16 protein-coding genes, 1 tRNA gene and 2 rRNA genes (1 of these 19 only partly in view) are annotated in these 23,551 nt (G+C 62.1%); 14 read left to right on the forward strand and 5 right to left on the reverse strand.

Features of this window, described 5'->3' with window-relative positions; genetic code table 11:
• The 3 genes from E2E30_RS04265 to E2E30_RS04275 all read left to right on the forward strand — a co-directional run.
• Positions 1-854, forward strand: a 23S ribosomal RNA gene (locus tag E2E30_RS04265) (it extends 1,942 nt beyond the left edge of the window).
• 185 nt (positions 855-1,039) lie between these two features.
• Positions 1,040-1,154 (forward strand): 5S ribosomal RNA (gene rrf, locus E2E30_RS04270).
• 104 nt (positions 1,155-1,258) lie between these two features.
• Positions 1,259-1,335 (forward strand) — tRNA-Met (locus E2E30_RS04275).
• On the opposite strand, the gene E2E30_RS21210 is transcribed toward E2E30_RS04275, so the two are convergent.
• A complete protein-coding gene (locus E2E30_RS21210) occupies positions 1,292-3,010 on the reverse strand; it encodes a recombinase family protein (protein WP_443018399.1) in 1,719 nt (572 codons plus the stop codon). The two genes, E2E30_RS04275 and E2E30_RS21210, sit on opposite strands and share 44 nt — an antisense overlap.
• A gap of 463 nt (positions 3,011-3,473) precedes the next feature.
• On the opposite strand from E2E30_RS21210, the gene E2E30_RS04295 reads away from it, so the two are divergent.
• The 4 genes from E2E30_RS04295 to E2E30_RS04310 all read left to right on the forward strand — a co-directional run bounded on the left by E2E30_RS04295 (position 3,474) and on the right by E2E30_RS04310 (position 6,609).
• Entirely contained in the window at positions 3,474-4,103 is a 630-nt protein-coding gene (locus E2E30_RS04295; protein WP_165954453.1) for a helix-turn-helix transcriptional regulator, read from the forward strand.
• Positions 4,031-4,651 carry a type II toxin-antitoxin system HipA family toxin gene (locus E2E30_RS04300; protein WP_133187563.1) on the forward strand — a complete coding sequence of 207 codons (621 nt, stop codon included), beginning with the start codon at positions 4,031-4,033 and terminating at the stop codon, positions 4,649-4,651. Before E2E30_RS04295 ends, E2E30_RS04300 begins: the two co-directional genes overlap by 73 nt.
• Positions 4,652-4,833: 182 nt before the next feature.
• Positions 4,834-5,331 carry a MucR family transcriptional regulator gene (locus tag E2E30_RS04305; RefSeq protein ID WP_029622811.1) on the forward strand — a complete coding sequence of 166 codons (498 nt, stop codon included), beginning with the start codon at positions 4,834-4,836 and terminating at the stop codon, positions 5,329-5,331.
• 414 nt (positions 5,332-5,745) lie between these two features.
• The gene (locus E2E30_RS04310; protein WP_206365637.1) at positions 5,746-6,609 is read left to right on the forward strand and encodes a MerR family transcriptional regulator; all 864 of its coding nucleotides are present in this window, start codon (positions 5,746-5,748) and stop codon (positions 6,607-6,609) included.
• Here the strand turns inward: E2E30_RS04310 and E2E30_RS04315 are convergent.
• A complete protein-coding gene (locus E2E30_RS04315; protein ID WP_240699027.1) occupies positions 6,548-7,678 on the reverse strand; it encodes an NAD(P)-dependent alcohol dehydrogenase in 1,131 nt (376 codons plus the stop codon). The genes E2E30_RS04310 and E2E30_RS04315 overlap by 62 nt on opposite strands.
• Before the next feature lie 125 nt (positions 7,679-7,803).
• Here E2E30_RS04315 and E2E30_RS04320 point away from each other — a divergent pair, with 125 nt between their 5' ends.
• From E2E30_RS04320 to E2E30_RS04330, 3 genes are all read left to right on the forward strand, one after another.
• Entirely contained in the window at positions 7,804-9,105 is a 1,302-nt protein-coding gene (locus tag E2E30_RS04320; protein WP_133187565.1) for a cytochrome P450, read from the forward strand.
• Positions 9,106-9,171: 66 nt separating this feature from the next.
• Positions 9,172-11,574, forward strand: a complete 2,403-nt coding sequence (locus E2E30_RS04325; RefSeq protein WP_133187567.1) for a TonB-dependent receptor — start codon at positions 9,172-9,174, stop codon at positions 11,572-11,574.
• A 59-nt stretch (positions 11,575-11,633) separates the two neighbouring features.
• Positions 11,634-13,049, forward strand: a complete 1,416-nt coding sequence (locus E2E30_RS04330; RefSeq protein ID WP_133187569.1) for an aldehyde dehydrogenase family protein — start codon at positions 11,634-11,636, stop codon at positions 13,047-13,049.
• A 276-nt stretch (positions 13,050-13,325) separates the two neighbouring features.
• Here the strand turns inward: E2E30_RS04330 and E2E30_RS04335 are convergent, their stop codons facing one another.
• From E2E30_RS04335 to E2E30_RS04345, 3 genes are all read right to left on the reverse strand, one after another.
• Entirely contained in the window at positions 13,326-14,375 is a 1,050-nt protein-coding gene (locus tag E2E30_RS04335) for an aromatic ring-hydroxylating dioxygenase subunit alpha (protein WP_133187571.1), read from the reverse strand.
• Positions 14,376-14,523: 148 nt separating this feature from the next.
• On the reverse strand, positions 14,524-15,303 hold the full coding sequence (locus E2E30_RS04340) for an SDR family NAD(P)-dependent oxidoreductase (RefSeq protein ID WP_133187573.1): 780 nt from the start codon (positions 15,301-15,303) through the stop codon (positions 14,524-14,526).
• A gap of 50 nt (positions 15,304-15,353) precedes the next feature.
• On the reverse strand, positions 15,354-17,654 hold the full coding sequence (locus E2E30_RS04345; RefSeq protein WP_133187575.1) for a TonB-dependent receptor: 2,301 nt from the start codon (positions 17,652-17,654) through the stop codon (positions 15,354-15,356).
• Between the two features lie 327 nt (positions 17,655-17,981).
• Here E2E30_RS04345 and E2E30_RS04350 point away from each other — a divergent pair, with 327 nt between their 5' ends.
• From E2E30_RS04350 to E2E30_RS04365, 4 genes are all read left to right on the forward strand, one after another.
• The gene (locus E2E30_RS04350; protein WP_240699028.1) at positions 17,982-19,247 is read left to right on the forward strand and encodes a Rieske 2Fe-2S domain-containing protein; all 1,266 of its coding nucleotides are present in this window, start codon (positions 17,982-17,984) and stop codon (positions 19,245-19,247) included.
• Between the two features lie 142 nt (positions 19,248-19,389).
• Positions 19,390-20,322: a PDR/VanB family oxidoreductase gene (locus E2E30_RS04355; protein WP_133187579.1), complete on the forward strand. Its 933-nt coding sequence runs from the start codon at positions 19,390-19,392 to the stop codon at positions 20,320-20,322.
• A gap of 250 nt (positions 20,323-20,572) precedes the next feature.
• A complete protein-coding gene (locus E2E30_RS04360; protein ID WP_133187581.1) occupies positions 20,573-21,910 on the forward strand; it encodes an MFS transporter in 1,338 nt (445 codons plus the stop codon).
• Positions 21,907-23,535, forward strand: a complete 1,629-nt coding sequence (locus tag E2E30_RS04365) for a GMC family oxidoreductase (protein ID WP_133187583.1) — start codon at positions 21,907-21,909, stop codon at positions 23,533-23,535. Before E2E30_RS04360 ends, E2E30_RS04365 begins: the two co-directional genes overlap by 4 nt.
• Positions 23,536-23,551: the final 16 nt, after the last annotated feature.

Consider the following 23,551-nt stretch of genomic DNA (forward strand, 5'->3'; position numbering starts at 1 on the left):
AGATGCGGGGTTCCCGCGGTTAGACGGAAAGACCCCGTGCACCTTTACTGCAGCTTCAGAGTGGCATTAGGAAGAAACTGTGTAGCATAGGTGGGAGGCTATGAAGCGTTGGCGCCAGCTGACGTGGAGCCATAGGTGAAATACCACCCTGTTTGTTTCTGATGTCTAACCTCGATCCATGAAACTGGATCAGGGACCCTCTGTGGCGGGTAGTTTGACTGGGGCGGTCGCCTCCTAAAGAGTAACGGAGGCGCGCAATGGTGGGCTCAGGACGGTTGGAAACCGTCTGTTAGAGTGCAATGGCATAAGCCCGCCTGACTGCGAGACTGACAAGTCGAGCAGAGACGAAAGTCGGTCATAGTGATCCGGTGGTCCCTCGTGGAAGGGCCATCGCTCAACGGATAAAAGGTACGCCGGGGATAACAGGCTGATAACCCCCAAGAGCTCATATCGACGGGGTTGTTTGGCACCTCGATGTCGGCTCATCACATCCTGGGGCTGGAGCAGGTCCCAAGGGTTTGGCTGTTCGCCAATTAAAGTGGTACGTGAGCTGGGTTCAGAACGTCGCGAGACAGTTTGGTCCCTATCTGCCGTGGGCGTCGAAATTTGAGAGGAGTTGACCCTAGTACGAGAGGACCGGGTTGAACATACCTCTGGTGTACCTGTCGTTCTGCCAAGAGCGCAGCAGGGTAGCTATGTATGGACGGGATAACCGCTGAAAGCATCTAAGCGGGAAGCCTCCCTCGAGATAAGATTTCATAGAGCCGTCAGAGACCATGACGTTGATAGATCGGATGTAGAAGTGGAGTAATCCATGGAGCTAACCGATACTAATTGCTCTATTCGCGCTTGAGAGTCCCACCATCAATGACAATCCTGGGTAAACCAGCACGTCACCGATGGCGGATGATCAAATGCAACGCCTGATTGAACAAACTACATCATCACATAGGTATGCACGGACATCGATTTTGGGAGCCCAGCGCAAGCTGGGCCCCCCGAAAGAACCCGAACTTTTTGCTGTTCACCGGCTCCATTGCTTGGTGGCTATAGCGTCAGTGCCCCACCCGATCCCATCCCGAACTCGGCCGTGAAACCTGACTGCGCCGATGGTACTATCGCTTAAGCGATGGAAGAGTAGGTCGTCGCCAGGCATTGAAGCCGGTGAACACAAAACGTTCGTGTCTCTCATGAGAACCCATTTACATGTCATCTAAAACCCACTCGCGCTCGCGAGCAAAACATACAAAATCCCTGTCGCGGGGTGGAGCAGCCCGGTAGCTCGTCAGGCTCATAACCTGAAGGTCACAGGTTCAAATCCTGTCCCCGCAACCAACGGTATCACAAAAGCCCCGTCCCTCACCGGACGGGGCTTTTGTGCGTTTGGGGCGCAAGCACTCTGCGCGAACGCCAGCATTCGGTACAGGTCGCCGTAAAGCTGAATCGGGCGACGCTTCCCGCCGCGCGCGCTGCCGGGCTGCACAACGATCTTCTCGATGAGTGGTCGGATCGCTTGCCTAGCGACTGCGCCATCGCTTGAGGACAGATGTGTCTCGAGCTCGGCGACCGCTCGGCTATAGACGACTTCATAGTTCGCCGGCAGCCGCACGACCGTCGGCTCAGGTGCTTTGACCAGAGCAATCTCCAAACCTGCCTCGATCGTCTCAAGTTCCTTCAAACGGACGGTCAATGCGCGCGGCGCATCGTCGTCTTCCTCGATACGCGACACGAGCTTGGCGATGCGCCGGCGCGTCTCGACGAGCTCGCCTTCTACGTGATGGTGATCTGCATGGTTGGCGCGATGCATCGCCTCGAGCTCCGTCTGGAGCTTCGCGGCAAAGCGACGAATGATTTCCGGGGTCAGAAGCCGGTCGCGGATCCCGGCCAATGCGCGCTCCTCGAGTTCCCGCGCCGTGATAGACCCGTTGGTGCAGGTCCCGGTGCGATGACCCTTGCAGCGCCAACGGCCGGCACCGGTCGCGAGGAAGGGCGCCTCGCAAGCTCCGCATGTGACGAGCCCGGACAGTAGGTGGGCAGGGCGCTTTGCGCCCGCCAGCGGATTGCCCGTCAGCTTGTACTTCGCATCGCGCGCGGCGCGCGCTTCTTTCTGACGGATCTTCACCGCATCCCACAGTGCCTGGTCGATGATGCGCAACTCGGGCTGATCATTGATGATCCACTCCGTTTCGGGGTTGAGGCGCGGGCGGCGCGAAAAGCCGCGATTGTCATTGGGGACCTCGACCCAGATCCGACGGTTAAAGATGCGGCGCCCGATATAAAGCTCGTTGTTGAGGATGCCCTCGCCGAGGCTCGGGTCGCCCGACAGCGTCGTCGGGTTCCAGACGCCGGCGTTGTATTTTCCACGCTCTCGGGCGCGAGGGGAGGGGATGCCATCCCGGTTCAAGATCGCGCAAATCTGCTTCAGGCTCTGTCCCTCGGAATAAAGGTTGAAGATGCGCTGCACCAGCTCGGACTGCGGATCGTCGATCGCCAGCCGGTCAACGTCGCGCCCGCCTGCGTCCTGTGCGGTTATCTCGCGTCGGTAACCCAGAACTTTCCCGCCGGTCACGCCGCCGCGGCGCGCCTTGCCCTTTAGGCCGCGGCGTGTCGTATAGGCGATGCGCATTCGCTGCTGTTCACCGATAATGGCTTTGAAGGCGAATACGAGGTCGTCGATGCGACCGGTTGAAACCGTATGGACCGTCACCTGATACAGCCGGAACAGCTTCACCATGTGGTGGATGTGCTCAGCGTCGCGCCCGAGCCGGTCGACGTCTTCGATGATGAGGATCCTGATCTTCCCCGAAGCGAGCACCTTGAGCGCCGCCTGCAGCCCTGGCCGCTCCATCGTCGCGCCCGTGATCCCGTCATCGCCGTAGAAGCCGAGCAGATCGAAGCCATGCGAGCGCGCATATGCTTCGGCGAAGAGGTGCTGGTCATCGACGGAAGACGTGCGCTCGTCCGGGTCATCGAAGCTCTTGCGGCCATAGGCGATGGCTGGTTCGCTCACGATAGTCTCCTAGTAGGTGCTGCGCCGCTGGGTACCGACGCGATGATCCTGACGACTCTTCGGGGAATCAACCGCTGGCCACTCGGTTCCCCTGATGTCGGTCGGCTGCTAAAATCGCTAATCATCGATGCACTAGTCTGAATTTTCGACATTGAGCGGTTCGTCACTGCGATCCTGATCGAGCATGAGTGCGCGCGCCAGGCGTTTCGCAAGCAATGTCAGTAACAGATCGTCGATGTTAGCCAGCCGAATTGATGTGACTCCCTCGGACACCCGTGCAGGATCAGGTACGGTTGTTGCGGCTTGATGCTGGAGCATTCATCGGTTTTAGGAACTCGCGGTCGCCTCCACGCAAAAAGCCGACAAAGTATTTGTGTCGGACCATGAGAAATGTCAAAATGCTGACATGTCGCGCCGCCGCGCCCCGTTAGCCCGGATGCTCCTACCAAGGGGTGCAGGACGGTTGCGTGACGATCTTGGCAAATTTCTTCAGGATCGACGCCAAGGGAGGCTTGGCGACGATCAGTACGGTACCCAAGCTCAGATCGCGGCCAAGGTCGGTGTCAGCCGGCAGACACTCTCCGACATTGAGCGTGGTGCGGCGTGGCCAGGGCCCACGACACTAGACCTGTTGCTTGACGCCCTTGAACTCGGTTGGGAGCACGTCGCGCATCCGGCCGGGCCTCAATGGGACGGGCAGTTCTTCATCGACGAGATGCCGGGGGTCGAACGACTGCTGCCGGTCACTCCGGAGCAGGTGCCTGACCGAATTCGGGAATTCGTCGAGGGTGTCGAAGGAAGTTTGATTATTGCATTCGGAGAGCGGATCAGAGCTATCCGCTTGGCATCGGAAGTTACCTTAAAAGAGGTCGCAAGGGCCGCCGGCGTCTCGATCGCGTTGCTGTCCAGGCTCGAGCGCGCGCAGGCGCCACGATCCCGCCTGTTCCGCTTCGAGCAGCGAACGGTGGATGGGGAGCAAGTGCCAGTGCTGGTAGTCCGCAACTCGTACCTGCAGGCGATATGGCCCGCCGCGCCGGGATCGACGCGGCTGACGCCCGCCTGGTCGAGAGCGACGGCGACGCGATCGCGCTAATCCGGCGGTTTGATCGACCCGCAGGGGGCGGGCGGTTGATGTACGTTTCGGCGGCGACGATGATCGGTGCGGAGCCCGGCGACGCACAGGAGCACGCCTATACCGAGATCGTTGATGCGCTACGTGTGCACGGGAGTGCTCCTACGGCCGATATCGAAGAGCTATGGCGGAGGATCGCTTTCTCGATCCTGATCACCAACGTCGACGATCATCTGATGAACCACGGCTTCCTCCACGTTGATCGTGGCCTGTGGCGGCTGGCGCCGGCGTTCGATATCACCCCGTTTCCAGAGCGACTGCGCGAATTAAAAACCTGGGTTTCGGAAGAGGTTGGCCCCGAGGCGACTATCGACGCTTTCATGTCGGTGTTGCCGTACTTTCGCATTACGCTTCCGCCCGCCATGGAAATGCTGGCGCCGATTGAGCAGGCTGTCGCGGGCTGGAAGGATGAGGGGCGTGCGCTTGGCATGACCGGTGCCGACCTAGAAAGTTTTGCGGAGGCCTTCGAGCACGGGGAGCGGGCGGCCGCGCGAGCGGTACTGGCATGACTTAGCGTTGGTTGAGGTGTAAAAGGTTTGTATTGTGTGAGATCGATGGAGATAGCTGAGCAGCCTTTTTTTAGCTTAAATTGATTGTCGCAGATTTATATTTTTCACGCACTTGGCACCAATGATGCTCAGGGTGAATTTACGAAGTACGCGCTAAAAGCCCGCTTGGAAGGAAATCCGCATTGACTGATGAAACTGCAAACACCGTTAAACTCGCTACCGAATTAACGATGGCATGGCTGTCCAACCCGAATACCCGCACGTCGGCGGATGATGTCCCAGCATTCTTGAAGTCGATGCATGACGCATTGATCGGCCTCTCATCCGCACCGGCGGAAGCTTCTGCCGAGGAAGCCGCTCCGGAATTTACCGGCGCAGTCACTTCACGAAAGTCGCTGGCAAATCCTGATGTCATTATTTCAATGATCGACGGCAAGCCCTATAAGACGCTGACGCGGCATCTCTCCACCAACGGTCTCACGCCCGCCGAATATCGAACGCGGTATGGCTTAAAGACTGATTATCCCATGACTGCACCGTCCTACTCGGCAATGCGCCGTGACATGGCGAAGAAGATCGGTCTTGGCCGAAAGCCGGGTCAGAAAGCTCCCGCCAAGGCCGCTGACCTCGCACCAGTACCGAAGCGTGGTCGGCCCGCGAAAGTCGTCGAGCCGGATTGAAGCGGCAGGCGGCGAGCGTGCCGGTCATGTTCGCCATCGTCCAAGCTATCTTCCGAACCGTTCATCGCCCGGGGAATCCGCCGCGCACTAAAGATCGTGAAAGATGGCAAATTCTGAGTGGAAAGCCGCTAGTCCGCTTTGGGGCACCTGACAGCCGATACGAGCCCTTCGTTAAACCACAGTAGATTCGAACGCTGCAACTGGCAGGAACGCAACGCGTCGGCGTTGGACTGACAATTTGACGTCAGTGCCGGCGATCATTTCTGAACGATGATCGTCATGTCCGAAGAGGGTAGGCTTGCGTGAAGTCGACGGTGTTGCGAGTGCTTTGAGGCGCACGTTGAAGTTAGCTGAATATCCCGCGGCATTTCGAAAGGCTCCTACATTGGACAACCAAAATCACGACTCGCAAGCATGCCTGCCGATTGCGTTGTCCGAAGTTTCAGCCGCGGTGGCTTGCTACGCGGCTGGCTACCGTGCTGTAGCATCACCATGAAGATGCGGGAATTGGAACTTCGGACGGGTGTCCACCGCGAGACAATCCGCGTCTATCTTCGGCACGAGGTCATTCCTCAGCCGACGCGACCGCGCAAGACCGTCGCCGACTATGGCGAAGAGCATGTGAAGGCAATTGCCGCGGTGCGGCAACTGCAGCAGGACAGCCGCCTCACGCTTCCGCAAATCCGCGCGATGATGAACGGCGATCCGCCGGATCAACGCGTCAACGCAAACGCTTTTTCGCATCTCGAACAGCTGGTCGCCGCGCGCGTCGGACTGGACGAACATCTCGTGCCGCTGGCCACGCTTGCCGGGCGGTATCGTCACGCCCGGCGGGACGCACGCTCTCTCGCCGCCTTTGGCGCGATCGAAATTGTCCCGGATTCGGCCGGCGAAGCGGTCTCGATCACCGACGCGGAATTGGTGTCGATCTGGGGCGAGATGCGCCAACAGGGTTTCCTCGAAGACCTCGATTTCAGTCCGAAGATGCTCGATTTCTATGTCGAGGCCGCGCGGTTCGTCGCTGGCTGGGAAGCGCGAACCTTCCTCGATCGCACCGAGGGGCTGATCGCGGAAGACGCGGCCGCAGCGATGATCGAACGCGCCTTGCCATTGATGCTCAACTTCTTCGGCCTGCTCCGCCGCAAGGAATTCATGAAGAACATCCGTACCGGGCAGCCGGACGCGACTGCGCTCGCGCTGCCCGGTTCGGCCTCTGCTACATCGTCAGCACGGCTTTCACGCAGCGCCCGGCGTATTGATCCTCGACCGCTTGGTTGATTTGGGCGATCGGATATTCGGTGATCATCCGGTCGAAGGGGAAGCGACCTTCCTCATACAATGCGATTAGCCGGGGGATGAAGGTGCGGGGATCGGCATCGCCCTCGGTGACACCGCAAATCGAGGCGCCGAGCGACACGAGCGGAAGCGCGGCGACGGTCACGGTCGCGTCGAGCGCTTTGGGCACGCCGACCATTGCTAGCTTGCCGCGGCTGCCGAGCACGGCGACCGCTTGCTCGATCGCCGTCATGTTGCCCGATGTCTCGAGGATCCGTGTCGCGCCGCCGGGCACGATCGCCCGGACCTGACCCTCCACCGCGCCGGCGGTGGGATCCACGACATGGGTCGCCCCGAGCGTCAGCGCGAAGTCCCGGCGACTGGCCAGCGGATCGACCAGGATGATCGTTTGCGCGCCCGCCGCGGCGGCCGCCATGACGCCGCTGAGGCCAACCGGGCCGCCGCCACTGACAAGCACCACGTCCTGCGGGCCGACATCGAGCGTGTTGAGCACCGTGCCCGCGCCGGTCATGATGCCGCAACCGAGCGGCCCCAGTAAAGCCAGCGGCGCAGACGTGGCGACCTTCACGACATTCTTCGCCGCGACCAGCGCATGGCTTGCAAAGGACGATTGCCCGAAAAAATGGCTGGAGACCGCACCATCGACATCGGCGAGCGCTTTCGACCCGTCGGGTCGCGAACCGCCGAAATTGAGCCCCGCGAAATGCGCGCAATAGCTGGGTTCGCCGGCAACGCAGGGCTGGCACTCGCGGCACGCCGCGAAGCCAAGTACGACGTGATCCCCGGGCGCGAGATCGTGCACATCGGCACCGACCGCCTCGATCACGCCAGACCCTTCATGGCCCAGGACGGCCGGCAATGGGGTTGGCAGCAACTGATCGCGGACGACGAGGTCGGTGTGACACAGGCCAGTCGCGACTATTCGCACCAGGACCTCGTCGGCGCGTGGCGATTCGAGCTCAAGCGCTTCGATCGTGAAGGGCGCTCCGGCGGTGCGGACGACGGCAGCAGTGATTTTCATGTTTTTACTCTCCGAGATAGGTCGGACCATTAATAGGTCCGCATATTTGCTTTGACACCTCCTCAAATTGAATTACGTATCGCGTCAACGCAACACGTAAAATCGGTTCGTTGAGTGGCAGTGCATCAGCACCGGTGTCGAGAGGATGAGGCGATATGGCGACGATTCTACAGGCAGACACGCGTCCGAAAATTCCGGACGAAATCGCGCAGATCGTGGTCTCGCCCAAATCCTATGCCAGCGACGATGTCATCTATCCCGCGCTGAAGTGGCTGCGCGAAAACATGCCGCTCGGTGTCGCCGAAGTCGAAGGCTATGATTCGATCTGGCTGGTCAGCAAATATGCCGACATCCGAAAAATCGAGCTCGAAGCGAAGCAGTTTCACAGCGGCGACCATAACGCGGTGCTGACCAGTCAGGCTGGCGACGCCTTCACCCGCTCGATCAACGGTGGCTCGCTGCGCGTCATTTCCTCGCTGACGTACATGGACGCACCCGAGCATGCGGCATTCCGCTCGGTCACGTCGGGCTGGTTCCTCCCGGGCCGGATCGCCAAGCTCGAGCAGCAGATCCGCGTACTGGCGCGTCAGTCGGTCGATCACCTGCTGAGCTTTGATGGCGAGTGCGATTTTATGCAGGATTTCGCGCTGCATTACCCGCTGCGCGTTATCATGAGCCTGTTCGGCGTGCCGAGCGAAGACGAGCCGCAGATGCTCAAGCTGACGCAGGAATTCTTCGGGGTGCACGATCCCGAGGAACAGCGTCCCGAAATGGTGAACGATCCGGTCGCCGCGGCCAAAATGTGGTACGCCTCACTGCAGGATTTCTACAGCTATTTCGACGATCTCAGCGCCGAACGTCGCCGAAATCCGACCGATGATCTACTCTCGGTCATCGCCAATTCGAGCGTGAACGGCCAGCCGATTCCGCGCGAGGAGGCCAATGGTTATTATGTCGCGATTGCCACGGCCGGACACGACACAACCTCGTCGACCGCGGCCGGCGGAATGCACGGCATGGCAACCTTCCCCGGACAGTTTGACATGGTGAAGGCCGACCCGGCGCTGATCAGCCCGATGATCGACGAAGCGCTGCGCTGGGCGTGTCCGGTCAAGCATTTCATGCGCAGTTCGGTCAGCGACACGGTGGTGCGCGAGCAGACCGTCTACGCTCAAGATCGGCTGATGCTGTGCTATCCCTCCGGCAATCGCGACGAGGAAGTCTTTAGCGACTCCGACACTTTCGACCTGCGGCGCTCTTCGGCCAAGCATGTCGCCTTTGGCTTCGGGCCGCACATGTGCCTTGGCCAGCATCTCGCCAAGCTCGAGATGCGCATCCTGTTCGAGGAACTGATGCCGCATCTGGAGTCGGTCGAACTCGCCGGCAATCCCAAGCTCGTCGAGACCAATTTCGTTGGCGGCTACAAGAAATTGCCGATCCGCTTCAAGAAAAAGTGAGCCGGCGCGTCGACGCTTAAAATACCAAAGGTCGAGCACAAGCATCGGCCAATCCAGGAGAGTGTCATGAAAAGTAACAGCGTTTTCGCGGTAACCGGCGTTTCGTTTGCGGCACTTGCCTTGAGCCTTGCTAGCGGCGCAAGTGCCCAGACCGCGCCTGTGGCGCGGGGCCCGGCACCCGCAACGCCGTCGGCCGATGACGGGGGGCTGCAGGACATCATCGTCACCGCGCAAAAGCGCGAGCAGGTGCTGAACGACGTCCCAATGTCGATCACCGCGGCATCGGGTGACAAATTGGCGCGCCAGGGTGTCAAGGATGTCGCCGATCTCGCCAAGGTCGTGCCCGGCTTCAGCTATACCGAGAGCGCCTATGCCACGCCGGTCTTCACGCTGCGCGGCATCGGTTTCTACGATACCAGCCTCGGCGCGAAGCCGACCGTCGGCGTGTATCTCGACCAAGTGCCGCTGCCCTTTTCGATCCTGACACGCGGCGCGACGCTTGATCTCGAGCGGGTGGAAGTGCTGAAAGGGCCGCAGGGCACCTTGTTCGGCTCGAACGCGACTGGCGGCGCGATCAACTATATCGCGGCCAAGCCGACCAACGTGTTGAAAGCCGGGCTCGATGCCGGCGTCGACAATTTCGGCAAGGTCGATCTTGGTGGATTCATCAGCGGCCCGCTGTCGGACACGCTGACCGCGCGCATCTCCGCCCGCACGGAGCAGGGCGGCGCATGGCAGCGCAGCTACACGCGCGATGCCAAGCTCGGCGACAGCAACTTCTCGACCGGGCGCTTGCTGCTCGACTTCAAGCCGACCGACAAAGTTTCGTTCGAGCTAAACCTCAACGGCTTTATCGACAAGAGCGACGGACAGGCGGCGCAGCTGATCGGCGTGGTGCCGCTAGGCAACCCTGCGCGGCTCGGTGCGCTCGCGACCTATCCAGTCGCGCCCGCCAATGATCGCGCGGCCGATTGGTCGCCGGGGCAGGAGCCCAAGCGCGACAATTGGTTCTACCAGGCGTCTCTACACGCCAATGTCGACGTGGCGGATCAGCTGCGCCTGGTCTCGATCACCGCTTATTCGCGCTACCATCACGATACCGATGTCGATCCCGACGGCGTGGCGTCGCGCGACTATTTCTACAACACGGTCGGCACGATCACCTCGTTCTCGCAGGAGCTGCGGCTCGAGGGCAAAATCGGCGACCGGCTGACCTATATCGTCGGCGGCAATTACGCGCGCGAGAAGGTATTCCAGCAGGACAATGCCGGCCCGTATAACGATGCGACCTCGGCCTATCAGCTGGTCGATGCCGGGCTCAGCCCGGTGCCGTTTTTCGTCTACGCGCAGTATAGTAACCAGACGTTCAGCACGAAGGCGGCGTTTGCCAATGTCGATTACAAGCTCGGGGACAAGGTCACGCTCCACGGCGGAATCCGCTATACCGACACCTCGATCGACTATGCCGGGTGCACCGCAGATCGCGGCTTTGCGCTTGGGCAGGGGATCCAGAACCTGCTCAACTTCATTCGCGGCGGGGCAGGGCTCGCCCCGATCGCGATCCCGGCGAACAGCTGCGTCACGATCAATTCGGCGACGCTCACCGTTGGCGAGGTCCGTAACCGGCTGAGCCAGGACAATATCTCGTGGCGCGCCGGGATCGACTACAAGCCGAGCCGCGACCTGTTGCTCTATGTCTCGGCCAGCCGCGGCTACAAATCGGGCAGCTTCCCGATCCTGTCGGCGAGCGATGCCAACCAGCTGAGGCCGGTCACGCAAGAATCGGTGCTCGCCTATGAGGCCGGCGTGAAGGCGACGCTCGGTCGCCGCGCCCAGCTCAACGCGGCGGTTTTCTATTACGATTATAGCGACAAGCAGCTCAAGGGCCGCGTCGTCGCGACGCCCGATGTGTTCGGCCCGCTCGAGGCGCTGGTCAACGTGCCCAAATCTTCGGTCAAGGGCGCCGAGATCCAGCTTGATCTGGCGCCGGTGCGTGGGTTCAACGTCAGTCTCGCCGGCACGTATATCGACACCAAGATCCGCCGCAGCTTTTCCAACTATGACAGCTATGGGAATGTGCGCGACTTCAGCGGGTCGGCCTTCCCCTACACCCCAAAATTCCAGGGCGTGGCCGATGCGCAATATGAATGGAAAGCCGGCGACGGCATCGCGCCCTTCATCGGCGGGAGCGTGAGCTATCAGAGCGCGACCAAGGCGGTGCTCGGCGACGCGACGCTGACTCCGTCTGCGGCGCTGACCGCACTGGGTGGGCTCGACATCGACAGCTATGCGTTGGTCGACCTGCGCGCAGGTGCGAGCATCGGCGGGAAGAAATACCGCGTGACGGTGTTCGTGCGGAACCTGTTCGACACATATTACTGGACCAATGCGACGCGCATTACCGACACGACCGTCCGCTTCGCCGGCCGGCCGCGGACTTTCGGCGTGTCGCTCTCGGCCCGACTCTGAGCCCCCTGGGCGCCCGGTTTCGCATGGCGGGCGCCCCTTTTTCTTCAAGGACATTTTCAATGGCGTACAAGCTTCTGATCGACGGCCAGCTGACCGAAGGCGCGGCGACGCTCGACGTGATCGATCCCGCGACCGGGCGCGTCTTCGAAACCTGCGCGCGCGCCGACGAAGCGCAACTCGATGCCGCCGTCGCCGCGGCGAAAGCGGCGTTTCCCATATGGGCCGCGCGCCCGCATGCCGAGCGCCGTGCCTGCCTCGAAAAGCTGGCCGACGCGATGGAGGCGCGCCAGGAGGAATTCTGCAATTTGCTGACGCGCGAACAGGGCAAGCCGACGCCGCAGGCGCAGTTCGAGATCGGCGGATCGATCGCCGCGCTGCGCTATTTCGGCGCGCAGGAACTGCCGCTCGAAATGATCCGCGAGACCGCCGCGGAAAAGATCCTCGAACAGCGCACACCGCTTGGCGTCATCGCCGCGATCACGCCGTGGAACTTCCCGGTGATCCTGCTGATGCTCAAGCTCGCCCCGGCGCTGGCGATCGGCAATACGATGGTCGCCAAGCCCGCGCCCTCGACGCCGTTGACCACCGCCCTGCTGGGCGAACTCGCCGCCGATATCTTGCCGCCGGGCGTGCTCAACATCATCATCGACGCCAACGATCTGGGCGCCGCGCTGACCAACCATGCCGATGTCGACAAGGTGAGCTTCACCGGCTCGACCGCGACGGGAAAGCGCGTGATGGCGAGCGCTGCGGGTACGCTCAAGCGGCTGACGCTCGAGCTGGGCGGCAATGACGCCGCGATCATCCTCGACGATGCCGACGTCAAGGCCGTCGCCCGCCCGGTGTTCGACGCAGCGATGATCAATGCTGGGCAAGTGTGTCTCGCGGTCAAGCGCGTCTATGCGCCGCGCGCGATGATGGACGATCTGTGCGCCGAATTTGCGCGGCTCGGCGCCGCCGCGGTGGTCGATGACGGTCTCAACCAGGGCGCGCAAGTCGGCCCGCTGCAGAACCGGCAGCAATATGAGAAGGTGCTCGAACTGATCGACGACGCCAAGATGCAGGGGACGGTGGTGGTCGGTGGCGAACGGCTCGGCCGCGAGGGATATTTCATCGCGCCGACCGTGATCCGCGATTTGCCAGAGGATGCGCGGCTGGTGCGCGAGGAGCAGTTCGGGCCGGTCTTCCCGGTGCTCGCCTATGACTCGCTCGACGAGGTGATCGACCGCGCCAACGACAGTGAATTCGGGCTAGGCGGCACGATCTGGACTAGCAATCCCGAACGCGGGCTGGAAGTCGCGATGCGCATCCAATCGGGCACGGTGTGGGTCAACAAGCATCTCGACATGCCGTTCGACATTCCGTTCGGCGGCGCCAAGCAATCTGGTATCGGCCGCGAGCAGGGGCTCGACGGGATGAAGGAATTCACTCAGGCCAAGATCATTAACGTAGCGCGGCTGCCGCTGCCAGCGTGAGAGGCGCTGAACCGACATCGCTGGCGCAGCCTGGGCTGAGCCGGCGGTCGGGACTTATCATCTGACGAATAATGGCTTTCGGCCCAACCCGTCACTTTCGCGAAAGCGAGGGCAAAGCTTCTACTTCTGGTGTGGGTCAAGGCCGCGGCATCCTCGCTTTAGCGGGTGACCGAGAGGGTTCAATCCATCCGCACTATGCTCCAACATCCATCGCGTCGTTTCAGCGGAAGCCGTCCCTTGCGGTCGGCATGGCAGCGCCATACCGACCGCACCCGGTCATGCCGCGACCGACGCCGTTCCTTGCTGCTCGCGCCCGTGCATCGCCTCGAGCAGGCGCCGCGTCTGGTTGACCGCGCCGTCGCTGGCGATGCCGACAAAGCTGCGCCCCGGCATGTCGTTGATCCGCTGCTGCTGGAGTTCCAGTGTATCCTCGTCTTCCTTGATCGTGTCGTAGAATTGGTCAAACAGCACTTCGGGAACGCCGCTTTCCTTCGGTGCGGTTGTGCAGATAGTCCACATGTAATGCGTGCTGGTCTCCGTCTCGGGCGTCACCAGATGATTGTTGGCGAGCATGAAGCCGCTATCGCGCTTGCCCTCGTACGCGCCGCTGCCGACCTCGCAGCCGCCGGCGTTTACGCGCAGCACCAAGCCCATTTCCGGCTCGAACCGTACTTCCTGCCATCGATCCACACGGCCCTTGAAGCCGCCGGCGTCGATATAAGATTTGGGCGGCACCGAATTGGGCATGTGGCGGATCAGAGTGATCTTCTTGCCGTCGGTCTCAACCTTGGTGTCGGCGCCGTAATGCTGGTCGGGATTCCCGCCGATCGTGTTGGCATGGATGTAGGGCACGTGGGTCAAATCCATGATATTGTCGACCAGTAGCTGCCAGTCGGCCTTCACGTGAAAATAGTTCGGCCGCCACGACCATTTCGGGTCGTTATGTTCTGGATTGGATATGATCTTCGAAGGATCCGCCTCGGCGGCTTCGCCCATCCAGATCCAGATTAACTGGTCGCGCTCGACCACCGGATAGGCGCGGACGTTGGCGGCGGTGGGGATCCGCGCCTGGTTGGGGATGCGTGTGCAGGCGCCGGCCTTGTCAAACTCGACGCCGTGGTAGCAGCAGCGGATCACCTCGCCATCGACATGGCCCGAGCTCAACGGCATCGCGCGGTGGCTGCAGCGGTCTTCAAGCGCGGCAATCTCACCCGATTCGGTACGGAACAGCACAACCGCCTCGCCAAGATATTTGCGGCCCAGATGCTTGCCCGGCGCAACATCGGTCGAGAAGGCGGCGACGTACCAGATATCGCGTAGAAACATTTGCACTCTCCAGGCTCTCGGCGCGCCGGTGCATGGGCCGGACGCCGTGCCGAACTATCGCTGCAGACGTCCGGCTATTGATTCGATAGTGTGATGCGGCGCGCGTTTCTGCCAATCGAAAAGCAAAGCGACCATTCGATAACCGGGATTACCGCAGGTACAGCCCGCCGTTCATGTCGAGTGTCGCCCCGACGAAGAAGCCGCCGCGATCGGACGCCAGCAAGGCGGCGGCGGCAGCGATTTCCTGCAATTGCATGAAGCGACCGATCGGCACTTCACCTTCGACGCGCGCGATCTGCTCGGGCGACAGGCGCGCCTTGGCCGTATCGATCGGGCCGGGCGAGATCGCATTCACCGTCACGCCGCTATCGGCTACATAGCGTGCGAAATATTTGGTGAGCATGATCGCGCCCGCCTTGGATGCAGCATAATGCGGCGAGGCGACGGTACCGCCATTCTGCCCGGCGAGCGAGGTGATGTTGACAATCCGGCCATAGCCGTTGGACTTCATATGCTCAGAAAAGATCTGGCAACTGAGGAACACGCTGCGCATGTTGATCGCGACGATCTCGTCGAACTCATCGGGTGTGATATCCTGCGTGGGGGTGCGCTTGGCGTAGCCGGCGTTATTCACGACTATGTCGATATTTCCCCACAGTCCCGCCAGCCGGTCGCGCGCGGCCAGGAAGTCGCCCTTTTTGCGTACGTCGAGCACCACCGCGACCGCGGTCTCGCCCAACGGATCAAGCGACTCCACGACCCGCATAGCCGCTTCGAGATTGACGTCGCTGACCGCGACCTTGCCGCCGCCGGCGTGGATTTCTCGGGCGATCGCTTCGCCGCAGCCATTGCCCGCGCCCGTTACCAGCGCGGTTCGTCCGGCAAAGGAGAAGCTGCCATTGGCAGGAAGCACGATCGCGTCGGACATGGGAACTCCACGAAAAAAGGGCAGGCCTTGGTGACGGCCTGCCCGAGGACTTATTTCTTGAACGAGAGCGTTGCGCCGAAGGTGCGCGGGGTGTTGGTGAACACCTTCCAGTAGCGATTGTTGCCCGGCGCCACGAGGAAGCTGGTGATGTCGTCGGCGAGCACCACCTGGTAACGGTTCAGGACGTTCTTCGCCCACAGGCCTACGCTCCAACGGCCATCGGCGGAGTCGTAGGTGAGGCGGGTGTTGAGCGTGCGTCCCTTGGTCGCATCGTAGATGTTGCCATAGAGCGGCAGCGTATTTGCGTCGTCGGTGTGGACGCGGGTCGAGAAGTTGAAGTCGCTCTGCAGCGTCAGCGCGCCATTGGTCAGATCGTGCTTGTAACTGCCACCGACGATCACCGCGTCGCGCGGAGTATATTTGATAGGATTGCCGGAATAATTGGCGACTACCGCGGGATCCTTGAGCGACGTGTAGGTGCCGACGATGTGCGAGTAATTGAGGTTCATGCGCAAATTGTTGGTGAAGCGCACGACGGATTCGAGTTCCAGGCCTTTGGCGAGCGAGGTACCGTTATAGGTGTGCGCCAGACCGCCCGCGCCCGAGAAGTTCTGCAGGTTTTTGGTTTCCTGGCGGAACACCGAGACGTTGATATCGATCTTGTTGTCGAGGAAACGCGACTTGGCGCCGATCTCGATATTGGTCGCCTTCTCAGGGTTCAGCGGGATGGTCGGGTTGAGATAGGCATTGTCGACGAAGCCGCCGCTCTTGAAGCCCTTCACATAGGTTGCATACAGATTGACCTCGTCGATCGGCTTCCACTTCGCGGTGAAGCGCGGGGTGAACGCGTTCCAGGTCTGCTCTCCGGCCGCGTGGACGGTGCCCGGGAAGGCGAACACCGCGATCGGTCCGGTATTCGTGGTCGAGAAGGCGTCGTACACCACCGACTTGCGATCGCTGGTGTAGCGGCCGCCGGCGGCGAGCGAGAAGCGGTCGGTCAGCGCAAAGGTGAATTCGCCGAACGCCGCAAGGCTGCGGATATGGCCGCTCTGCTGGCGGGTAATGTTGGTTACCCTCGGATTGGGCGGGATCGCCCCGCCGATCGAGGAACCCGGCAGCGGGCTGTAATCGAAGATGTTCTTGGTTGCGACGTCCGCCGACAGGAAATAGGCGCCGACGACATAGGATAGGCGGTTGGCGCCCGACGCGAAGCGCACCTCCTGCGTGAAGCTGCGATTGCGTACGCTCTGGCCGAGGCCGAACACCGGCTGGACGGTGCCGGTCGGCAGATTGTCGAGGAAGCTCGAGCTGTCGTTGAGGCGATACCCGCTGATCGAGGTCAGCGCGCCGCCGAATAGGTCGAGGTCGCCGCGCAGATAGCCGCCGCGCAACCGCTGCGAGAAGGGCGCGCGAGCGTAATCATTGTTAACCCACTTCTCCTGGCGATAATTGCCGAAGGTCGCCGGGATCGCGCCATTGCCGCCGACCATCAGTTGGACCGAACCGCCATTGCCGGTGCTGTGCGAATAATCGGCGCTGGCGACGATCTTGAGCGTCGGGGTGGGGGTGAATAGCAATTTGCCGCGTACGCTCTCGCTGTCGACTTCGCCGAAATTGCCGGGCTGGTTGGGCGTCTTGATTAGGCCGTCCGAACGCTCGGTGCTGAAGGCGATGCGCGCGGCGAGCTTGTCCTCTAGCACGACGCCGTTGACCATGCCTTCGGTGCGCAGATAGCCGGCGTTGCCGCCTGTGATCGAGGCGGCATAATCGGTCTTGAAGGCGGGATTGTTGGTGAACACCGAGATCGCGCCACCCACTACGTTCCGGCCGAACAGCGTGCCCTGCGGCCCGCGCAGCACCTCGACGCGGCTTGTGTCATAGAAGTTGGCGTTGAGGTCGTTGTTGGCGATGTAATAGACGTCGTCGAGGAAGAAGGCGACCGGCGTGTCGAGCGTCGCGGTGCGGAACGTCGAGACGTTGCCGCGGATCGCGACGATCGACAACGACTTGTCCGAGGTGTTGATCGTGATGCCAGGTACGGTCTGCGTCAACGCGGCCGGGCTGAACACCTGTTGGCTGCGCAACTGGTCGCCGCTGAATGCTGCGATCGAGAACGGCACCTGGCGCACGGTCGATTCGCGACGCTGCGCGGTGACGATGATGTCACCCTCTACCCCTGGTGTCGCGACCGCAGCAGGCGCGGCGTCGGCTGCCGTTGGCGCGGCGACGGGGGAGGGCGGGACTTCCCGCGCGGCCGCAGGAACGGGTGTAACTTGCTGTGCCGCCACGGGAATCGCGCCAAAGGCGGCGATTGCGACGAGCGCGGAAGAGGTGAGATATTTCGTACGCATGGTCTGGGCCCTCCCCTAGAAACGAGCAGGCTGTGCCGCCTGCTTCGCGGCCTGAAGACGGCAAATATCCCTAATAGGCAATAGGGCTAAAAGCATTATCCCGGTTTCTGAATGGATTTCGTAAAGTTCCAATTGGGTGCGTGGCCAGCCACCCTCTAACCGCCGAAACAGAGATGAATAGGTGCAGCTGCATCGAAAGGCGGTGTCGACAGCGGCGCACAGCCACGCGATGCCACCCGCATAGCGGCGGCACATAATGGTGAGGAAAACGCTGAAATGCAGTCCAATGATAGCATTGATCTGACCCGCGTCGGCCCTGGAACGGTCATGGGCGAGTTTATGCGCCAATATTGGATGCCGGCCGCGCTCTCCTCCGAAGTGGTCCCCGATGGCGATCCGCTGCGCCTGATGATCATGTGCGAGAAGCTTATCGCCTTCCGCGACAGCTCAGGACGCGTTGGCATCATGGATCATCGCTGTCCCCATCGCTGCGCCTCGCTGTTCATCGGCCGCAACGAGCAGAATGGCATTCGCTGCGTTTATCACGGCTGGAAATTCGACGTCGACGGCAAGTGCGTCGACATGCCGAGCGTCCCCGCCCGCCAGGACTTCAAAGAAAAAGTCCACGCCAAGGCGTACAAGACGCAGGAGCGCAACGGCCTGATCTGGGTCTATATGGGGGCCAATCAGGACAGTCCGCCGCCGATGCCCGACATCGAGGCGACGATGATCGCCGATCCCGAGATCTGGTGTCTGCAGCGCGATTGCAACTGGCTCCAGGCGCTCGAAGGGGACATCGACACGAGCCATGTCGGCTTTCTGCACGTGGGATCGCTGACGCTCGACGATCTCGATGAGGATCATCCGATGCGCCCCACGGTGCTCAATCGCTCACCCGAATATGAAGTACAGCAGTCCGACTGGGGCGTGATGTACGGCGCGTTCCGCCCGAACGACGACGGCCAGATGTCGTGGCGCGTCGCGCACTACATGTTCCCATTCTGGACGCAGACGCCCAACAACCGCTTCGCCACCCGGGCAATCGCGCGCGCCTGGGTGCCGATCGACGACGAACATTCGATGCTGTTCGACATCACCGGCGGCACCGATGCTGGCAATCCGGCCTATACCTCAACACTCAAGGACGGCACGCCGCTCTACGACACGATCAAATACGTCCCCAACACCACCGACTGGTACGGGCGCTGGCGCTCGGCCGACAGTATCCATAACGACTGGGCGATCGACCGCGAGGAGCAGCGTACCGGCGTGCAGTTTACCGGCATTCCCAACATTACCATGCAGGACCAGGCGGTGACCGAGAGCATGGGGCCGATCACCGACCACAGCTTCGAAAATCTCGCGCCGACCGACCAGATGATCGCCCGCACGCGGCGCCGCGTGCTGCTTGCGGCACGTGCGCTGCGCGACAAGGGCACACCTGCGCCGGGTGTTGCCAATCCCGACCTATTCTACCGCGCGCGCGCGGGCTCGTTCCTGCATGACCCGGCCGTATCGCTGACCGACGCCTATCAGGCGCAGCTCGAGACCGCGGTGCGCTGGGGCGCCAAGGAGCCCGAGCCCGCCGAGTAAGGTGCGTTGGCCAGCGCGATCCATGCGCCGGCCTCCCTCATTGTGTAAGGTTTGCCCACGTGATTACCCTTTCTCGCCAGTCGTTGGAGTGCGGATCCATCGCGCTTCAAGCCTTGCCCTCGTTCTGCGGAAAGATCCGCTGATGCGCACCCGCCTTCGCACCATCCGCTGGGAAGCCGACGGAATTAATTCGTACATCCTCGAGCCGATGCCGGACGAGGTGCTGCCACGCTTCGATCCGGGCGCGCATATCGACGTGCAGCTGGCCTCGGGGCTTGCGCGCAGCTATTCGCTGGTCAACGATCCCGCCACGACGCCGTATTATGAGATCGCGGTGCATCATGCGATCGATGGTCGCGGCGGATCGAAGCATATCCATGAGAATTGGCGGGTCGGCGAGATCATCGAAGTATCAGCGCCGAAGAACAATTTTCCTATGGACGAATCGGCTTCGCACACCGTGATGATCGCTGGCGGGATCGGCGTCACGCCGATGCTGCCGATGATCGCGCGGCTCGAAGCGCTCGGCAAGACATGGGAATTGCACTATGTTGCCGCCAACCGCCACCGCGCCGCCTATGTCGATCGCGTCGAAGGCTACGCACAGACCGAACTGGTGTTCGACGGCGAGCCGGGCGTGGTTCGGCTCGATCTCGCGGGCGTCGTCGCCAAAGCGCCGGCTGACGCGCATCTCTATTGCTGTGGTCCGACCGGCATGCTCGACGCGTTTGTCGCGATCTGCGCGGATCGCCCTAAGGGGCACGCCCATATCGAGTATTTCTCAGCCGAGACTGAGCTTGCGGTCGAGGGTGGCTACACGCTCGAACTGCGCAAGAGCGGCAAGACCATCGCGGTCGAGGAAGGTGAGACCATGCTCGACGCGCTGCTTAGCGCCGGGGTCAATGTCGGCTTCGCCTGTTCGGAGGGTGTGTGCGGTACGTGCGAGGTCAAGGTGCTCGCCGGCGTTCCCGACCATCGCGACCATTTCCTGACCGAGGACGAAAAGGCCGCCAACACCGCGGTAATGGTTTGCTGCTCGGGATCCAAGACCGTCAATCTGGTGCTCGATATCTGACGAATACGGCAACATTGTAAAGCGGCCAATTTTATCTCGTGCCCGATTATCGAATGATATGGGTGCGATCCTTATAGCTCGTGAACCGCCAAACAAGCATTGGTCGGTCCAATGTAGATTATAGTGTCTTCGCCATAGACGGACCTCGTTTAGAAGGTCCGCTATGCGGCTCGAACGCCCGTGCGGACGTTCGCCAAAATGGAGAGTAATGGTCTTGGTTGCTGCAAATGAACCTCAGGCTTCGGGCGGCATGCTGGACGCGCTGCCGTTATCGTCCTTCCAAGTCTGGTCGGTGTTGATGATCGCGGCGACCGTCATCCTTGACGGGCTCGACAATCAGATGCTCGGCCTCGCCGCGCCGTCTTTGATAAAGGAATGGGGCATGGGGCGGCAGGTGCTCGGTACAGTCTTCGCGCTTGGATTCGTCGGCATGGCAATCGGTACGCTCGCTTCGGGCTGGCTAAGCGATCGCTTCGGGCGGCGCAACGCGCTGATCTTCGGTGTAGGCCTGTTCGGTATCGCCACATTTGCGACCGGTTTCTCGCAGTCGCTGGTGCAGATCGCGGCGTTCAAGATGCTGGCGGGGATCGGGCTGGGTGGCGTGCCGGGCACCGCGACGGCGATGATCGCCGAATTCACCCCGGTGCGGTGGCGCAGCGTCGCGGTGACCTTTGGCGTCGTGTGCGTCTCGATCGGCGGGATCATCGGCGGCGTTGCCGCCTCGCTGATCCTGCCGGGGCTGGGTTGGCGCTGGTTGTTCTATATCGGCGGGGCAATCACGCTGCTGTTCGGCATGGTGCTTTACCGCTTCCTGCCCGAATCGCCGCGTTTCCTCGCCGAACGGCCCGAGCGCCAGCATGAGTTGAGCGCCATGCTGCGCCGCATCGGCCATCCCACCCCTGACCGCATCCAGCTCGCGCAGGCGGCCGGTCAGGCGCCGGCCGCGTTCGTGCCGATGCGCACGCTGGTGCAGACGCCGCTGCTGCGTGACAGCGTCGCGCTGTCGGTGGCGATGCTGTCGGGGATGTTCATGATCTATCTCATGTTCAACTGGGCGCCGACCTTGCTGGTCAGCCTCGACTTCACGCTGCCCACCGCAAGCCTCGGACTTACCGCGTTCAACCTCGGCGGGACGATCGGGGCGATGCTCGCGTCGTTCGCGATCATCCGTTTCGGATCGCGCGTCCCGCTGATCGCGATGGCGCTGGTCGGTACCGCCGCCTGCGCGACGCTCGCGCTCCTGCCGATCGCCGGCGGACGCAACGAATCGGCGCTGCTCGCCGGCCTGTGTGCGCTCGGTCTGTTCGCCAGCGCGGCGCAATCGGCGATGTTCGCGGTTGGCGCGCATGCCTTCCCGACCGCGGTCCGTGGGCGCGGGCTCGGGCTTATGGGCGCGTTCGGGCGGTTGGGGGCGATCCTCAGCGCGTTTTCCGGATCGTGGCTGATCGGCGTGGGCAATTTCGGCTTCTTCGGGGTGCTGTCCATCTTGATGTTGGTCAATGCAATCGGATTTTTTGCGGTGCGCGGTCATGTTCCCCGGGTCAGCCCGGCGGACGCGCGCGTAACGCGACGGGAGACATATGCGTGACGCGGTTCGATTATATCGTGATCGGCTCCGGCTCGGCCGGCAGCCTGATGGCCAACCGCCTGTCGGCCGATCCGTCGAAGCAGGTCGCCTTGATCGAGGCGGGGCCGTCGGACCGCGGCTTCCCGGCCAACCTCAAGACCGCGATCCCGGTCGGCAACATCTTCCTGCTGCCGCATGCCAAATATAATTGGCAGCACCATCTGACGGGCAACGCTGCGGTCGGCGGACGCACGATCAATTTTCCGCGCGGCAAGCTGTTCGGCGGGTCGAGCTCGATTAACGGCTCGGTCTATATCCGGGGCCAGCGCGAGGATTATGATGGCTGGGCGGCAAGCGGCGTCGAGGGCTGGACGTATGACGCGGTGCTGCCGGCGTTCAAGAGCTTCGAGAATTATGCCGGTGGCACGAGCTCGCGCCACGGTGTCGGGGGCGAGCTCGACGTGCAGAAGCCGCGTTCGATTAACCCACTCACGCCTGCCTTCCTCGCGGCGACCGAGGAAGCGGGCCACCGCCCGAATGACGATTTCGCCGGCCCGGTGCAGGACGGTTTCGGCCGCTACGACCTCAACCAGCGCAACGGCACGCGGCTGAGCAGCGCGCGCGCCTTCCTCCACCCGGCGTTGAAGCGGCCGAACCTCACCGTGTTCGACGAGACGCTGGTGCGGCGCATATTGGTCGATCGCGGCCGCGCGACGGGGATCGAGATCGAGCGGGCCGGGGCGATCAGCACGCTTGACGCGACACGCGAGGTGATCCTGTGCGGCGGCGCGATCAATTCGCCGCAATTGCTGATGCTTTCGGGCATTGGTCCGGAGGACCATCTGCGCGAACACGGCATACCGGTCGTCCACCCGCTGCCCGGCGTCGGTGCGAACCTGCAGGACCATCCGACCGTCCATATCGCTATGGAAAATCCGTCGGGCGAATCCTATGCCATGTCAAAGCGGAGCTGGCCGCGGATGATCGCCAGCCCGCTGCGCTATCTGTTCAGACGCGATGGCATGCTCGCGTCGAACGTCGCCGAGGCGGGCGGCTTCGTGCGGACCTTGCCCGAGCTCGTCCGCCCTGACGTGCAGATGACCTTCCTCGTTGGGCTCAAGTCCAATGCGCGGACGATCCCGTCAAAGCATGGCTATATGATCCTAATCCAGTTGCTCCGCCCGCGCAGCACGGGTTCGGTGCGGCTCGCCAGCGCCGATCCGGCCGACAAGCCGATCATCGATCCCAACTTCTTCGCCTATCGCGAGGATCTCGACACGCTGATGCGCGGCTTCAGCGAGGCGCGGCGGATCACCCAGCAGCCCGCCTTTGCCGCGATGACCGGCGCGGAGATCGAGCCGGGGCTGGCGGTGCAGACCGACGCGCAGTTGGAAGCGGCGCTGCGCGCTATGGTCAACACCGCCTATCACCCGACCGGCACCTGCCGGATGGGTGCCGATGGCGACCCGATGGCGGTGCTCGACCACCGCTTGCGGGTGCGCGGCATTGCCGGCCTACGCGTCGTCGATGCCTCGGTCATGCCGAGCATCGTCAGCGGCAATACCAGTGCGCCGACGATGATGATTGCGCAGCGTGCCGCGCAGTTCATCCTTGAGGATGCCGTCACCTCGAACATCGCCGCTTGAGCGGCATAGGAGCAGT

The organism is Sphingomonas sp. AAP5 (genome assembly GCF_004354345.1).
Classification (GTDB): Bacteria; Pseudomonadota; Alphaproteobacteria; order Sphingomonadales; family Sphingomonadaceae; genus Sphingomonas; species Sphingomonas glacialis.

What these genes read in the sequence shown, in the direction of transcription:
- E2E30_RS04315 (WP_240699027.1), bottom strand. Translation starts at nt 7,678, where the DNA reads ATGGTCCGACCTATCTCGGAGAGTAAAAACATGAAAATCACTGCTGCC.
- E2E30_RS04345 (WP_133187575.1), bottom strand. Translation starts at nt 17,654, where the DNA reads ATGCGTACGAAATATCTCACCTCTTCCGCGCTCGTCGCAATCGCCGCC.
- E2E30_RS04325 (WP_133187567.1), top strand. Translation starts at nt 9,172, where the DNA reads ATGAAAAGTAACAGCGTTTTCGCGGTAACCGGCGTTTCGTTTGCGGCA.
- E2E30_RS04310 (WP_206365637.1), top strand. Translation starts at nt 5,746, where the DNA reads ATGCCTGCCGATTGCGTTGTCCGAAGTTTCAGCCGCGGTGGCTTGCTA.
- E2E30_RS04335 (WP_133187571.1), bottom strand. Translation starts at nt 14,375, where the DNA reads ATGTTTCTACGCGATATCTGGTACGTCGCCGCCTTCTCGACCGATGTT.
- E2E30_RS04350 (WP_240699028.1), top strand. Translation starts at nt 17,982, where the DNA reads ATGGGCGAGTTTATGCGCCAATATTGGATGCCGGCCGCGCTCTCCTCC.
- E2E30_RS04300 (WP_133187563.1), top strand. Translation starts at nt 4,031, where the DNA reads ATGGCCCGCCGCGCCGGGATCGACGCGGCTGACGCCCGCCTGGTCGAG.
- E2E30_RS04330 (WP_133187569.1), top strand. Translation starts at nt 11,634, where the DNA reads ATGGCGTACAAGCTTCTGATCGACGGCCAGCTGACCGAAGGCGCGGCG.
- E2E30_RS04320 (WP_133187565.1), top strand. Translation starts at nt 7,804, where the DNA reads ATGGCGACGATTCTACAGGCAGACACGCGTCCGAAAATTCCGGACGAA.
- E2E30_RS04355 (WP_133187579.1), top strand. Translation starts at nt 19,390, where the DNA reads ATGCGCACCCGCCTTCGCACCATCCGCTGGGAAGCCGACGGAATTAAT.
- E2E30_RS04340 (WP_133187573.1), bottom strand. Translation starts at nt 15,303, where the DNA reads ATGTCCGACGCGATCGTGCTTCCTGCCAATGGCAGCTTCTCCTTTGCC.
- E2E30_RS04360 (WP_133187581.1), top strand. Translation starts at nt 20,573, where the DNA reads ATGCTGGACGCGCTGCCGTTATCGTCCTTCCAAGTCTGGTCGGTGTTG.